The following is a 14,052-nucleotide window of genomic DNA, read 5'->3' as shown; positions in this document are numbered from 1 at the left end:
GTCCATGAAAATAGATATTATATCGCTATTTCCAGAATTTTTTGATGCCTTTTTTACACATTCCATCATCAAACGTGCCTTACAGGCAAATCGATTAGAAATGAAAGTGACAAATCCACGAGAATTTTCTCATAGCAAGCATGGTCAAGTGGACGATACTCCTTATGGAGGTGGCGCTGGCATGCTCATGAAAGCACCTCCTCTCTTTGAGGCTGTAGAGCATGTGTTGCAGATTCCCATAGAAGAACATCGTTGTACAAAGGAGAGTCACAAACGCCATGTTGTGTTTATGGGACCTACAGGGAGACCATTTACACAAGAAAAAGCAAGGGAATTGGCCACCTATGATCAGCTTGTTGTTGTCTGTGGACACTACGAAGGCGTAGATTATCGAGTGGAAGAACATTTGGTGGACGAAATTATATCTATCGGTGACTATGTGTTGACGGGCGGTGAATTACCAGCTATGGTGGTAGCCGATGCAGTGGCTCGCATGATCCCTGGCGTTTTAGGTGCTACTTCAGGGGCTATAGAAGATTCCTTTTATCATCCTGTTCTTGAGTGTCCGCAATACACTAAACCACAGGAATACAGAGGTATGGTAGTACCTGATATATTGCTGAGTGGTCATCATAAAAATATTGAGCAGTGGCGATTAGAAGAGTCATTGAAACGGACTGCTTTACTGAGAAATGATTTGTTGCAACGAGAATTAACTGTAGATGAAATTAAGGCGTTGAAAAGGGTACTAGATAGAGTGGATTCTGAAGAGGAACAACAAGTACTTTCAAAATTGATAGAACAGTCTACTTTCACAGAGGAAAAGAGGAAATAAATGGCGAATTTATATATCGGCCTCGTTCATTATCCCATTATGAATAAACATGGTGAGGTGATCACGACGGCCATCACGAACTACGATATCCATGATATTGCCAGAGCATCTACAACTTACGATGTGGAACGGTATTTCATCATTCACAATGTACCTAGCCAACGTGAATTGGCAGAAACTGTAATGAGTCATTGGAAAACGGGATTTGGCAGTACTTATAATCCGGATAGAAAAGATGCTTTTAAACATGTGGAACTTGTTAATTCCATTCGACAAGCCATCGATATGGTGACGGAATTAGAAGGACAGACGCCAATCGTGTGTACTACGGATGCACGAACCTATGATAATACCATTACCTATGCATCGCTCCGTAAATCACTTGAAAGTGAGAGCCGTCCTGTGGTAGTATTATTTGGAACGGGGTATGGTATGACGAAAGAAACAATGGAAGATTTCGATTATATCTTAGAACCCATCTATGGACATGGTGAGTACAATCACCTTTCAGTTCGTAGTGCCGTATCAATTATATTAGACCGCTTGCGAGGCGAAGCGTGGTGGAATAAATAGGAGGACACAATGTCAGGACATTCTAAATGGTCAAATATTAAACATAGAAAAGGTAAAAATGATGCGTTAAAAGCAAAAATTACCACAAAAATTAGTCGTGAAATCACAGTAGCTGTGAAAGCTGGTGGTACAGATCCAACCGGTAATATGCGCTTGAAATTGGCGCTACAAAAAGCTCGTGAAAATAACATTCCTAAGGATAATATTCAACGTGCCATCGATAAAGGTGCCGGTGCAGGGGATGCGAACAACTACGAAGAAATTACCTATGAAGGATACGGCCCAGGCGGTGCTGCCATACTTGTAGAAGTGATGACAGATAACCGTAACCGTGCAGCAGCTGATGTGCGTCATGCCTTTTCCAAACGTGGTGGCAACCTAGGTGAAAGTGGCTCCGTTAACTGGATGTTTAAACGCAAAGGTGTATTCGTGATTCCCCAAGAAGGCAATGATGAAGAAACATTGACATTATTGGCTCTTGACGCTGGCGCTGAAGACATCAAAGTAGAAGACGATGTATTCGTTATCTACACATTGCCAGATGATTACGATGCCGTAGAAGCTGCCCTAGCAGAAGCATCCATCGCTACAGACATGGCACAAATCACAATGGTTCCAGATACAAATATGGAATTAACGGGTGATGATGCAGTGAATATGCAACGAGTACTAGACATGTTGGAAGACTTAGACGATGTACAAGATGTGTACCATAATTCAATTCTCAATATAGAGTAGTTGGAAATGCGATGAAGTAGCACTCTGTAAGGATTTTTGAGAGTGCTACTTTTATCAATTGTGCCTTAAAAATGGCAAAAAATAAAACGGTTGCACAACCGTTGCACAACCTTTTCATATGAATGGTATTACAGTAAATAGAATGAATATAAAGAATGTTTAAATTTACATATCTAATTATTGGAGGTTTATTTTAATGACTCCTGGTAATTAGATTATTTGTGATGTAAAGAATTTTAGCGGTATTTATTTCTATATTGATAGGTAAACTTTCAAAAATTTACTCAATGAGCATTAAGGAAAAGAGCACAGCTATAAAGGCTGTGCTCTTTTTTAGTAATATCACAAATATAAATATTTGACAATTAACAAATGACGAATTATAATTAACACATAAGTTAAAAATACTTATAGATGTGTTTAGTTGTAAGGGGTGCTATTTATGGTTACAGAGTACGGAAAGCTATTAAGGAAAATAAGGATAGACCATGATGAAATATTGAAAGATATGGCTAGTAAGTTAGAAATTACAGCAGCTTATTTATCATCAATTGAAAATGGAAAGCGGCAGATTCCTATTAATATGACAAAAACTATTGTTGCGAAATATAAATTAGATGACTTTATGGCAGATAGTTTATTGGATGCAGAAGATAGTATTAAAAAGAATGTAGAAATTAATCTAAACACAGCAAATCAATCTCAGAAAACTGTAGTTTTATCTTTAGCAAGACAATTTGAACAGTTGAGTGATGAGCAGCTTGAGAAAATACGCCAAATTTTGGAAGAGTAGGTGATGTAATATATGGCAGGCTTAATTGTAAAATCTCTAACATTAAATGATATTCGTGTAATGTGTAGTAATATAAGAATGCTATTGGGTATTTCAGCAGATGAATATGTTGATATCGTAAAAGTACTTGAACATCAGATTACTTCGTGGGGAGTAGAATTTGAAGTAGTTCCAATTAAAGAAATGGGGCATATACACGGAGAATCTATATTAGAACACAATATAATACGAATACGAGAAGATGTTTACAATAGAGCCTGTGAAGGATGTGGTCGAGACAGACTTACAATGGCACATGAATTAGGACATATAATACTGCATCGAAAAGAAGAAATTACACTTGCAAGAGGTGAAGGTACGATTCCACCATATTTGGATCCAGAGTGGCAAGCAAATGCATTTGCAGGAGAATTATTAGCGCCATTTCAATATATTAAACATATGGATATATTAGATATATCAGTAGCATATGGCGTGAGTATAGAGGCGGCTTCAGTTCAAAAGAAGAGGAGGAAATAAATGTTTAGAATAAAAAAACAGCCACCAAGTGGCTGATTACTTGGGGCTGTGCAGTGGAATCTATATTGGATTCCGAAATCTGAACGTAAATGTGTCAGACTAAAATAAATATAAGCAATTTCATTTTAGCATTTACATAACGATTTTGCAACAGCCCAGAAAGGAGCGATCCATGTGGATTTGTTGTAAAAGTTATACAAATCGATGGGGCAAGCTTATGGTAGCTAGTGATTACGGCTATACATGTTGGCGTTTTTGGGTCCCATCCAAGAAAAAATAAGCCTCTTAAGATAAGTTGAGGCACATCATGAAACAGTAAACTATCCATCTGACAACAGTTATACTAATATCAAAGAGCCACCGCAGTTTTGCAGTGGCTCTTTTTCTATTTCGCCATACTCATCATTTCTTCAGTAAACGTTACAGGTAATGCATTGACGGCATCTAAGAATTGTTTTCTTGTCTTATGGGTATATACATCACTGGTTACATCGCCATTGTGTGTATGGCCTACAATGGATTTTAGGATATAGATATCCATATCGGCATTGCGTGCCAGAGTGATGAACGTATGACGTGTGTCGTGTGGTTTATGTTTAGATAGTCCTAAAGATTCACATAAACGCTCTATAGGCCTTGATAGACGTGTAGGGATTAATTTAGGGGGAAGTAATGTGTCTGAACGTGAGAAATGTGCTTTGCTGTAAATCTCTTTTACAAATGGCATAATACAATCAGCTAAAGGAATCATACGATCTTTACCAGCAGCTGTTTTTGAACCACCAATTACATATTGTTCCTTTAGATTTACATTCTCTAGTCTCACCTGGTAGAGCTCAACAGGTCTCATCCCCGTATAGATATAGATTAATACGACCCGTACGAGAATATCATCTGTATGCTGCCATAATATGGTAATCTCCTCTGGAGTAAAGGGTTTATGTATGTTTGATTTAATGGCAGGAGGAAGTGTAATATCTAGGGCATAGTTCTTTGTGATAATATCATTCTTAATAGCTTCTTTGAAAGCACCATTGATAGCTTTATAAATAGCATCATGGGAAGAACGCCCTAAATGCTTATATTGATCAATGATGTTCTGTAGGTGAATTAATCGAATGTCTTTGATAGGCATGGACCATATACTTGAAAGTTTCGGTTTCACAGCTTCAAACTTTCCTTTTTTAATATCTACACCCTGGCGTTCCTTTTCTAGTAACATCCAGTCCCAACATTGATAGAAGGGAACTGTATCACGATGCACTTTCATAGGATCGTAGACATAATTAGCGATGGCATCGTAGGCTTCCTTTTGTGTAGCAAAGGTACCAATTGTTTTACGAATATTTTTGCCTTTGCTATCTTGGCCAATATACACCATAGCACGATATGGCTTACGTAATTTCTTATGTTTCATCTTATAAACGGAACCAGTTCCGTTTGCGCGTTTCATTGCCATAACATAACTCCTGTAAAAAAATAACCCTCTCTATATAATAGAGAAGGTTATTTTCCATACAGGTCCCCTGAGGGATGATTGCACTTATCTTGTCTCTATTATATATAGGTCTATAAAATATATCAATAGATAGTAACAAAAAAACTCGCCAACCCTTAAGTTGACGAGTGGTGTACTTCGCTCGTAAGGTCAGTACGTTTTCCCTAGTAAAAGTATACTTAATGAAAAGTTACTCGTCAATAAGTGTTATGGTATATGATACAACTTTTAAACAATTATTAGAAAGCTAAGAATGAATATTTAAAAAGCATTATTAACTGGATATAATTGAATATTTTTATATGATTCAACTGCTAAGTTAGGACTAGTAAACAAATACTCTTTTTCTAGCCTGGTCACATTAGCAGAATATTGTAATGAATATGTAAAAGTTGGAAGATCCTTATAAATTTCATATATCTCATCAGTTTTATCATATGTTGTTATCCAATTATACTCATCGAAGCTTCGGATGGTCTGATATAACGATACGTGATCTTGATGAGTAAAAGAGTTTTTATAAAGGTTTTTACCTTGCCTATAATAAGGTGGATCAAAGAATACAAATAGTTCATTAGGAGGTATATGTCTAATAACAGAAGTTAGAAGCTCAGAGGCATCAAAATTGTATAGATGGATTTTATCTTTTTTGCTAGCGATTTGAGATATTTTTTTTATTAAAGTCTGCTTTGTAAAGCGACAGTCGATAGAATATTTTGAAGTCTGTTTTAGACCACCAATAGGACCACCAGTAATAATACCAGCTCTATTAGTACGATTTAAAAAGAAAGTAGCGTAAGCAAGTTCAAAGCTATAATTTGCATCATTGCAATGTTGTAAGTAGATTTCTCGTTGCTTGTGCCATTCCTCAATTGTCACAGGTGTATTGATAATAGAATCAATTAAGTGTTCAGTTTCATTCAGTACAGCATTCCAAACAGAGAAAATACTGATGTCTAAATCATTTAGGATGATAGATTTTACTGTATCGGAAAGGAGAAGGTCTATTGAAATTCCTGCTCCACCAGAAAACGGTTCACAATAAATTCCTTTATCTAGATGATTAATTGTTAATAGATGAGATACGAACTTAGAGAGACTAGATTTACCACCTGGGTACCGTAAAATAGATTTTGTATGTGACATAATTTCACCTCCTTATCTAAGGATAACTCAGAACTAGTTGTGTTGGCCAATATATAAAAAGCATACTAATATAACTCATCTACAGCTTGAGTAAACTCGGCAATAAATGTATTGACTTCCTCTTGGTGTTCTAGTTTCCAATATTCTATCAGGTGTGTTTCTCTGAATATGTCGATATATTCATTAAACCATTCCTTATATACCTCGCGATCAGTTCTTCTAGTGCATAGATGTTCGAGTTCTTCTGCTTTGTTGATGATTGCATTTTTTGTAATATTGTATCTATCAGCATATTCATTTTCATAGTAATTCGCTATGTTTGTTGAATCACTTAATAGAAAATCCAATAGGCCCTTTTCGATGGAGGTTGACGTTGGTAATATCAGAATATGAGACTTTTGAGCATTTAAAGAGTTAATTTCATTAACTTTAGATGATTCATTTCTAATATCTCCATCAATAATAATCACTCTATTATTGAAAAAGCTTCTATCACACTTGGCTAGTGATATAACTTCATTACTACCAACAGTTGTATCAAGTAAATCTATTTTAGAAATATACTCATCAGGTATAAGCTCTTTTATTAGCCAACGAGCTTCAGCATCTTCTGAGATAATTTTCACCTTAGGTTTAGAAACCATAGAGATAGATTCAGTTAATAGGTCACGTATTTTATCAATATCTGGTGAGCCATAGTGTTTTGGGGATATTTCATGATTAGCCCGTGAAAAATAATGAACTAGAATAGTTGATTCCGTTGCATTACTATGATAACTTTCATCACGTTTTTTAATAGCGTGTTCTAGTAATGTAATGCTGTGTGTGGTAAATACAATTTGTAACGATAGTTTCTTAGAAATATCATATAAATATTTGAAAAGTTTAACTTGTGCAGAAGGGTGTAGAGCAGCGTCAAGTTCATCAATTAGTAGTAAACCACCTTGGTAATCATCACCTTGTTTTTCCTTTAGTTTTGCAAATGATTCTACTGCTAACAAAATTTGAGCTAAATTATCTTGACCTGCAGAGTTAGAGATGTAATTATAGGTCGAGGTATTAACTCCAAAAGAAACCTTTTTTTGAATATCTGTTAGATGAACTTCGTTGGTATATTCAATCGTTTCATGTAGAGATAAAATGTTAGAGTATGTATTTAATAAGTCCTCAGATATTTTAAATGGCTTATTTTTATTGGTAGAAAGAATAGCCTCACCTAAAGGGTAAAGGCGGGTTAAGCCTAAATATAAGACAGGCCATTTATTCTTAGCGCTGCTTTTTGAGCCATCTACCTCAGAGTTAGGGATTAAACGACCTCGATTGGTATCTTTATCTTTATTTTTTTGCCAAGATATACGATAGTAGAGTTCCTTACCAGTATCAAAGGTAACAGTTGCAACCTTTGGCTCTTTTTTGTCAAACTCTTGTGACATTTTAAAAATTTCACTAAACTCACAACGGAATCGAGGTTTTAGAATGGGTGCTCCTTCTTTTTTCTTTAACTCACTGGAATTTCCTAATAACCCAAGTATAGTAGATTTACCAACGGCATTAGTACCAGTAATAACTGTGATTCTAGATCCTAAGGTTAGAGAAACATCTTTAAATAATCGAAATGAATGAATATCTAATTTAGTAATTTTCATAGAATAACTCCATAATATATATAAAACAAGCAAAAGGATGGAATGCTTATAATGACTTTAAAAATAAAATATACTCTACCAACTTAGAAAGTTGTTCCTCAGAGAAGTCCTGGATGAGATCTAGGACTTCTTTTTATCATTCCAATATCATCAAGAAGATTTAGAAAGTTTGAGGAAGTTAATATAGTCAAATAGCTTATCATATTGTTCATCAGTAAATGAAGCGGTCTCAGCAAGTAGAATTTGTTGTTGAGGGGAGTATGTGATAGGCTTCGGTTCTATATGATTAGGCTCACCTATATAATCAGGAGATTGAGAAGCGGTAGAATAATTATTTTGTGGACGTACGGATTCCATAGGAACATCATAGCCCATGAGCCATGCTTCATTTACATTAAGTGCTTTTGCAAGAAGATATATATTATCTTGTTTTGCTTTCCAACGACCTGATAGATACGAACTGATAGCGCCCCTAGATATACCTGATAGTTGAGCGAGTTCTATAGCCTTAATATTTTTTAGTTTTAAACTTTCCTTTAGACGTTCACTGAAAGTTGCAACAATCTTAGACATGTGTAATACCTCTTAATAATATAAATCACAAATTATATTTATAATTATAAACATCATGTTTAGATAACGCAACTATTTTTTGATATTTCAGAACATAATGTTTAGAAATCCAAAAAAACTATTGACACATAAAAAAATAAAAGGTAGAATATGTTTAGAAAATAAAACAAATTTTATTAATTAAGATTAAGGAGGAAATTATGGGAAGATACAACTATTCTAAGCTATTAGGAAGACTGACAGAACTAGGAATTGATAGAGAGAAGTTTGCTGATATTATAGGCATCAAAAGAACATCTTTATATAAAAGACTAAATTCTGAGTTACAATTCAAACAAGAAGAAATTAATAAAGCTATGTTAGCTCTAGACATTCCACAAATTGATGTTTGGGAGTATTTTTTTAATAAAAATGTTTAGATAACAAAACAAATTATAGATAGATTAAATGTTTGAAGCGGACTTTCACAAGATGGAAGATGGGTTTCAGTCCCCACACTGGGGAGTCATTATAAAGAAGAAAGAGAGTGAGTAATATGTATATTACAGTTTCCGTCCCCGCAATGGGGAAGTAATTCTAAAGAAGATGGAACACTCCAATCTAGGTCGGTACGAAGTAAGTTTCAGTCCCCGCAATGGGGAGATTGTTCTAAAGTAAGTCGTGCTGCTTTTAATATTGTACATATGATGTTTCAGTCCCCGTAATGGGGTTATAGCTGGAGAATATATTTAGTTTGATTATAGGTTTCCGTCCCCGCAATGGGGCTATAGTAGGAAAATATATTTAGTTTGATTATAGGCACTGAAATGCCTATAAGTCAATGAATACTTTCAGCAAAAAAGATGTACGTTGTAAAAGGATTGTAATTAAGATAGAGAAAATGAAAAACAGCCAAGAGCATTAAATACTCTTAGCTGCTTAACGGATGTAGTTTTGGGTTTTATACATTTACAGAATCACACTTCCCTCAAACAAGTCAAAACTATATTGCCAATAGGGGTTTGCCTACCTCTTGCATTGCGGTCACCGCATGAAATAGACGATATATACTAGACGCTGCGATCTATTAGAGCTGTGACAAACAAACGGTTGAAAAGACCGTTGCTATGGGAGTTAATCTTCCTTAGGCCGCTAGGACGACCGCTTTTAAGCCAAAGCGAGCTCGGATATTAAAAGGCACAGGCAATCATCAAAAATTGGCTCATAAGAACCACTTCCTTTCAGTTAAAAAAGGTTTTGTGATTACTTTGATTATAGAAGATATGGTTTTGAAAGTCAATGAATATATTCAGCTTAAAGAGGTAGGGAGACCATGAAAATTTATGAAAATATTAAGAAGAAATGTAAGGAAAAAGGCGTTAGTATTGCCAAGCTGGAACGAGCTGTAAAACTTTCCGTAGGGAGCATATCCCACTGGAGAGTATCGGACCCCAAATTGAATAATGTAAAGGCAGTAGCTGATTACCTTCAATGTACTATAGATGAGTTGCTGTAGAGAGGTGGAGACTATATGGCAAGAAAAATAATAAGATACCAGACAGATGGAAACTGGATAGGAAGTATTAGATTTAATAGTCAAACAGAAGAAAAAGAATTTGAATCAACTAGCTTATGTCCAAAAAATATATTGCATAAGGAGAAACTAAAAAAGAACACTCCTCTTCGATATGAATTGGAGTGTTCAGAAATAGTAAAAGGTCCTATAAAAATCACATTAGAGATTTTCTAAGTTTTGTCTAAGTAAAGCAGTTATTTAGGATGAAAGGAGTCTAGCATGGATGATTTAATGACCAGGTTAAAAGCCTTAGACAATGTAATGGATCGTGTAGAGTTATTGCCAGATATTGCACCACTCGATGTGGCAGCGGTTGCCTTAGGGTATACGAAAGCAAGATTGATGGCTGGTGGTAAATCAGGGGATTTACCGTATGTAGAGGTGATCCACAATCGGGAAACGAACACACATACATACTCAGTCATCAAACCACGGTTATTAGCATATTTACGTGGAGATGATATTGGACGTGAGCGTACGATTGTCCTAGTTACACCAGATGGAATTATGCCATCGCAATCGTATCTAAAACAATTACTTGGCAATGATTAAAAAAAGAAAAAAGGCTATATGTACTATATGCGATGAAAGGGATAAACAAACTAGAGCCTATGTGCATTGTAGCCAGGTGGATAACATTATATGTATGGAGCATTGTGAAAGATGTCGTTATCTAAAAACATCCATGGGGCAATGGAGGTGCACCTATGAAAAATATTGAGACATACACTGAACAAGACGAAGATACAAAGACATTCGTAAAAGCCGAAAGAGTATTAATCACCAAGTTAACTTACCTAGAAAATAATAATCCCTTCTTCCCTAATCGTACAGTTGTCGAATATTGGGAAGAAGGGAGAATGGTATACAAGGTTGATCAGTTAGATGAATTACGAGATATCATTTCTTTGGCAGAGTGTATGGAAAGCTCAGTTAGTAAAGAATAAGTGAGAGCATCTATAAAAGCCTTTAAATCTGAAATATCCTTGTCAGGCCATTTTATAGAGGTATGAACATGATCATTACCTAGCCAAGTAGAAGCAGTAGCGAGAGCTCTAAGATTTTCATTTGGTATTAATTTAATGTTTTGAGATAAAGTGGAATTTTTAATTTTTACGACATCATTTGGAAAGATAATAGCTAAGTAATCCTGTAACAGGTACTCTAATGCTTTACGTAACCCCATGCCAACTAGGTGATGGAGTCCATGATGCTCAGCAATTAAAGATTGCTTATACACTTTTAAAAATGTGTCGGATATATTTAACAAACGGCTTTCATTAGGAATAGATATTTTAAAAGGCGGTGTATAAGGTCTAGCTCCAAATTTTGGAAAATCAATACCATGGACATATGCATCGTGTTGTGTGTACTCAGTAATGAAGTATTTAGAACAGTTTGGGCATTGATGTACAACGATAAACGAATAGATATCTTTAATATACTCTACATCAGAAATAAATAAATTTTGAGGTTGAATCCCATAGTTACAGCAAGGGCAAATCTTGGGATCAGGTGCTATTACCTTTTTAGGGATAGAGTTAGGGAAAATAACAGTAATTTTAGACATATAATCACACTCCTTTTAATTTAGTATATCACAGAAAGGAAAAGAAAAATGGAAACTATAAAGGCAGTAATGAAATGGATAGGCAACCAGTACCTTTGGTTAGTCGATATAAGAGATAACACCTTATTAAAAATTGCATTGTTAATAGCAGGTAGTTGTCCTGTAATCTGTTGGGTGGTTGATCCTCGTAATGAACAGTATATCTATATGTCCTTATTAATGTGGATTGTAATAGGTGTAGCACTTACATACATGCGCATAGCAGAACACTACGAGGAACGAGAAGCTGTGCTATTGCAAGGGATTAAGGTTGTTTATATTGTGGCGGAAGAGATTCACATTGAAAAGCGATATCCTGTTAAAAATCAATATTATGAAGCTATTACAAAAGAGGTGGCAGAACATGAAGAAAATGAAATGCATTAAGTGCGGTTTGGATATCACCTACAAAGGTGGGTTATATATTCGTGAGGATGGAAAAGTTATTAAAGTATGTAAGGAATGTCATCAAAAACATCTCAAGGAGCGAGCACATGCAAGATTTAATGCAAGAATTACACCAATTACGAAGTGAACTGAATACAGCGTTAGCTTTATTGAAAGAACGGGGTATCAAGTTAGCAGAAACGGAACGTGCCTATAAGTTGGCCAAGGCGAGAAAAATCGAAGAAGAGCGAGATAAAAAGACAGCCGTTTCATTGATTCGAGAATTAGTCGTTGGGGATGTGTCTGTTAGTCAGTTACGAATGGAACGTGATAAGGCAAGAGTATTATATCGTTCTGTAGATGAGGCGATTAACATTAAGAAGTTGGAGTTACGAATTGTCGAAGGACAGATTGGACGTGAATGGAATGCTTAAGAGAACCCCATTACAAAGAAAAACACCATTGCGAGCAAAAACTAGTTTATCCAGGGGAACATCACAATTAAAACGTACCCCTTTAAAAAGTAGGAGTAAAAAGAGAAACCAATATGAATATGAGTTAAATAAGATGAGAGACCTGGTAAAGGCGAGAGATCACCACAGCTGCATAATTTGTGGTGCTCCTGCGCAAGAGATTCATCATATAGAACCTCGTTCAAATGGTGGAACAAATGACTTAGATAATTTATGTTGTGTATGTTGGTATTGCCATCATGCAGTAGTGCATGGTCCAGAGTCCAAAGCCATCAAGAAAGTATTAAAGAAAAAGGTAGCAGAACGAAGTGCATAAAAAAAGACCACTTAGCGGGAACTAAGTGGTCTCATATATCCATATGTAGATACAACCTTATTTATAGTATACCACATATGGTAGAAGAAATACAGAGAAATAGTAGATTTTCAAAGAAAAATGATATAGATATTAGGACTAAAATAAAAGGCTGAAAGGCCTTGTATTGACTAGATATGTATATTATTTTTTCGACCATATGAGGTACTAATGAGATATCGAAAAAAAGTATACGGAAAAACAATGTGTGAAGTTACAGATTACCATACAGGAAGAACGTATAAAAAACAAAGTGTACGACAAAAGAAAGAAAAGATTACACCACTGCAAATGGCATTGCAGAATCAAAAGAATGCAGAAGCACAGTTGCGTATGTTAATAGATATCAATTTTCATGAAGAAGATTTTTATATTACTCTCACCTATGAAATAAAACCCACTTTGAAACAAGCAAAAAAAGATATTACATTGTTCATCAAAAAGCTGCGTAGAAGGTATGCAAAGCTAGGACAACCGTTGAAGTATATCTACACTTGCGAAGGAGAACGTAGGATACACTTTCATATTCTGGTGAATCGAATACAAGATATGACGGTGAAAGAATTAAAGGGGTTATGGCCTCACGGATATTCTAAAAAAGAAGCTTATCAAGGTGAGTGGCGTGATGCGGTTCGGATTGCAAGCTATTTTGTTAAGGAAAGTGATCGTAAGTTAGAGGCTACTGGTTTTAAACGTAAATGGGTATCTAGCCAAAACTTGGAGAAACCAAAAGTAAAAAAAGAGCGATTACAAGCAAATACCTGGGCAGAAGTCATCATTCCACCGAAAGGATACTATGTAGAGACAGATAGCATTGTAGAGGGAGTAAGTTTAGCTGGATATCCCTATCGATTTTATCGTCTCATAAAGATTGAGGAACCGAAGAGTAATCAAAAGTGGTGGAAAACAAAAGAGTTGAATACACCTAGAAATAAAGTTTATATGGAACGATGTTGTACATAAAGGAGGTTAGTATGGAAAACAATCAAATCGTACTTGTAGGCTATGCAGTGAAAGATGCAGAACTACGGTACACGAAAACAGGTAAGGCAGTGTGTTTATTTTCGATAGCTACGAATAAACGTATTTCAGAGGATAAGGAAATTAGTTCCTTTCATAATGTCGTGGCATGGACCTATGCGGAAGAAGTAGGGATTATACAAAAAGGGCAGCCTGTGATTGTGGTAGGTAGTGTACAAACTAGATCCTATGAAAAAAATGGAGAGAAACGATACATCACAGAAGTAATCGCAGAACGGGTGGGAATACAATTGGTAAAGCAAAAAGATGTAGGCAGCCACTATGATGCTTTTACCAAAAAAGATGAGGAAATTCCGTTTTAGAAAGGAGTC

Annotated in this window: 19 protein-coding genes; 14 read left to right on the top strand and 5 right to left on the bottom strand. The window is 35.6% G+C overall.

Features of this window, described 5'->3' with window-relative positions; all coding sequences use genetic code 11:
• Positions 1-4: 4 nt before the first annotated feature.
• The 5 genes from trmD to EO111_RS03040 all read left to right on the top strand — a co-directional run bounded on the left by trmD (position 5) and on the right by EO111_RS03040 (position 3,458).
• Positions 5-835, top strand: coding sequence for a tRNA (guanosine(37)-N1)-methyltransferase TrmD (trmD, locus tag EO111_RS03060; protein ID WP_127010689.1), 831 nt, complete (start codon positions 5-7; stop codon positions 833-835).
• Positions 836-1,408 (top strand): RNA methyltransferase, encoded by a 573-nt coding sequence (locus tag EO111_RS03055; protein WP_009352767.1) that lies wholly within the window; start codon positions 836-838, stop codon positions 1,406-1,408.
• Between the two features lie 9 nt (positions 1,409-1,417).
• Entirely contained in the window at positions 1,418-2,146 is a 729-nt protein-coding gene (locus EO111_RS03050; protein WP_127010687.1) for a YebC/PmpR family DNA-binding transcriptional regulator, read from the top strand.
• Positions 2,147-2,588: 442 nt separating this feature from the next.
• Positions 2,589-2,939: a helix-turn-helix transcriptional regulator gene (locus tag EO111_RS03045; protein ID WP_127010685.1), complete on the top strand. Its 351-nt coding sequence runs from the start codon at positions 2,589-2,591 to the stop codon at positions 2,937-2,939.
• A 12-nt stretch (positions 2,940-2,951) separates the two neighbouring features.
• Positions 2,952-3,458 carry an ImmA/IrrE family metallo-endopeptidase gene (locus tag EO111_RS03040; RefSeq protein WP_127010683.1) on the top strand — a complete coding sequence of 169 codons (507 nt, stop codon included), beginning with the start codon at positions 2,952-2,954 and terminating at the stop codon, positions 3,456-3,458.
• A gap of 385 nt (positions 3,459-3,843) precedes the next feature.
• Here EO111_RS03040 and EO111_RS03035 read toward each other — a convergent pair whose 3' ends face one another.
• From EO111_RS03035 to EO111_RS03020, 4 genes are all read right to left on the bottom strand, one after another.
• A complete protein-coding gene (locus tag EO111_RS03035; RefSeq protein ID WP_127010682.1) occupies positions 3,844-4,917 on the bottom strand; it encodes a tyrosine-type recombinase/integrase in 1,074 nt (357 codons plus the stop codon).
• 300 nt (positions 4,918-5,217) lie between these two features.
• Positions 5,218-6,102, bottom strand: a complete 885-nt coding sequence (locus EO111_RS03030) for a DNA adenine methylase (RefSeq protein ID WP_127010680.1) — start codon at positions 6,100-6,102, stop codon at positions 5,218-5,220.
• Between the two features lie 65 nt (positions 6,103-6,167).
• A complete protein-coding gene (locus EO111_RS03025; RefSeq protein ID WP_127010678.1) occupies positions 6,168-7,748 on the bottom strand; it encodes an ATP-dependent endonuclease in 1,581 nt (526 codons plus the stop codon).
• Between the two features lie 150 nt (positions 7,749-7,898).
• The gene (locus EO111_RS03020) at positions 7,899-8,321 is read right to left on the bottom strand and encodes a helix-turn-helix domain-containing protein (protein ID WP_127010677.1); all 423 of its coding nucleotides are present in this window, start codon (positions 8,319-8,321) and stop codon (positions 7,899-7,901) included.
• A gap of 200 nt (positions 8,322-8,521) precedes the next feature.
• Here EO111_RS03020 and EO111_RS03015 point away from each other — a divergent pair, with 200 nt between their 5' ends.
• The 4 genes from EO111_RS03015 (at position 8,522) to EO111_RS03000 (ending at position 10,428) form a co-directional block, all read left to right on the top strand.
• Positions 8,522-8,740 (top strand): DUF739 family protein, encoded by a 219-nt coding sequence (locus EO111_RS03015; RefSeq protein WP_127010675.1) that lies wholly within the window; start codon positions 8,522-8,524, stop codon positions 8,738-8,740.
• A gap of 893 nt (positions 8,741-9,633) precedes the next feature.
• Complete coding sequence (locus tag EO111_RS08450; protein WP_127010673.1) at positions 9,634-9,816, top strand: helix-turn-helix transcriptional regulator; 183 nt, start codon at positions 9,634-9,636, stop codon at positions 9,814-9,816.
• Between the two features lie 15 nt (positions 9,817-9,831).
• Entirely contained in the window at positions 9,832-10,050 is a 219-nt protein-coding gene (locus tag EO111_RS03005) for a hypothetical protein (RefSeq protein ID WP_127010671.1), read from the top strand.
• Between the two features lie 45 nt (positions 10,051-10,095).
• Positions 10,096-10,428 (top strand): hypothetical protein, encoded by a 333-nt coding sequence (locus EO111_RS03000; RefSeq protein WP_127010669.1) that lies wholly within the window; start codon positions 10,096-10,098, stop codon positions 10,426-10,428.
• Positions 10,429-10,753: 325 nt separating this feature from the next.
• Here EO111_RS03000 and EO111_RS02995 read toward each other — a convergent pair whose 3' ends face one another.
• Entirely contained in the window at positions 10,754-11,446 is a 693-nt protein-coding gene (locus EO111_RS02995; RefSeq protein ID WP_127010667.1) for a hypothetical protein, read from the bottom strand.
• 48 nt (positions 11,447-11,494) lie between these two features.
• Here EO111_RS02995 and EO111_RS02990 point away from each other — a divergent pair, with 48 nt between their 5' ends.
• The 5 genes from EO111_RS02990 (at position 11,495) to EO111_RS02970 (ending at position 14,043) form a co-directional block, all read left to right on the top strand.
• On the top strand, positions 11,495-11,872 hold the full coding sequence (locus EO111_RS02990) for a hypothetical protein (protein WP_164727600.1): 378 nt from the start codon (positions 11,495-11,497) through the stop codon (positions 11,870-11,872).
• A 107-nt stretch (positions 11,873-11,979) separates the two neighbouring features.
• Positions 11,980-12,306 (top strand): hypothetical protein, encoded by a 327-nt coding sequence (locus EO111_RS02985; RefSeq protein ID WP_127010663.1) that lies wholly within the window; start codon positions 11,980-11,982, stop codon positions 12,304-12,306.
• A gap of 133 nt (positions 12,307-12,439) precedes the next feature.
• Entirely contained in the window at positions 12,440-12,661 is a 222-nt protein-coding gene (locus EO111_RS08305; RefSeq protein ID WP_164727599.1) for an HNH endonuclease, read from the top strand.
• A 210-nt stretch (positions 12,662-12,871) separates the two neighbouring features.
• Positions 12,872-13,663 carry a hypothetical protein gene (locus EO111_RS02975; RefSeq protein WP_127010659.1) on the top strand — a complete coding sequence of 264 codons (792 nt, stop codon included), beginning with the start codon at positions 12,872-12,874 and terminating at the stop codon, positions 13,661-13,663.
• An 11-nt stretch (positions 13,664-13,674) separates the two neighbouring features.
• On the top strand, positions 13,675-14,043 hold the full coding sequence (locus EO111_RS02970) for a single-stranded DNA-binding protein (RefSeq protein WP_164727598.1): 369 nt from the start codon (positions 13,675-13,677) through the stop codon (positions 14,041-14,043).
• Positions 14,044-14,052 lie beyond the last annotated feature (9 nt).

The sequence above is a fragment of the Veillonella sp. CHU594 genome, from assembly GCF_003992265.1.
GTDB lineage: Bacteria > Bacillota > Negativicutes > Veillonellales > Veillonellaceae > F0422.
Note: the sequence above shows the minus strand (reverse complement) of the source record. Positions and strands in the feature narration are given on the sequence as shown.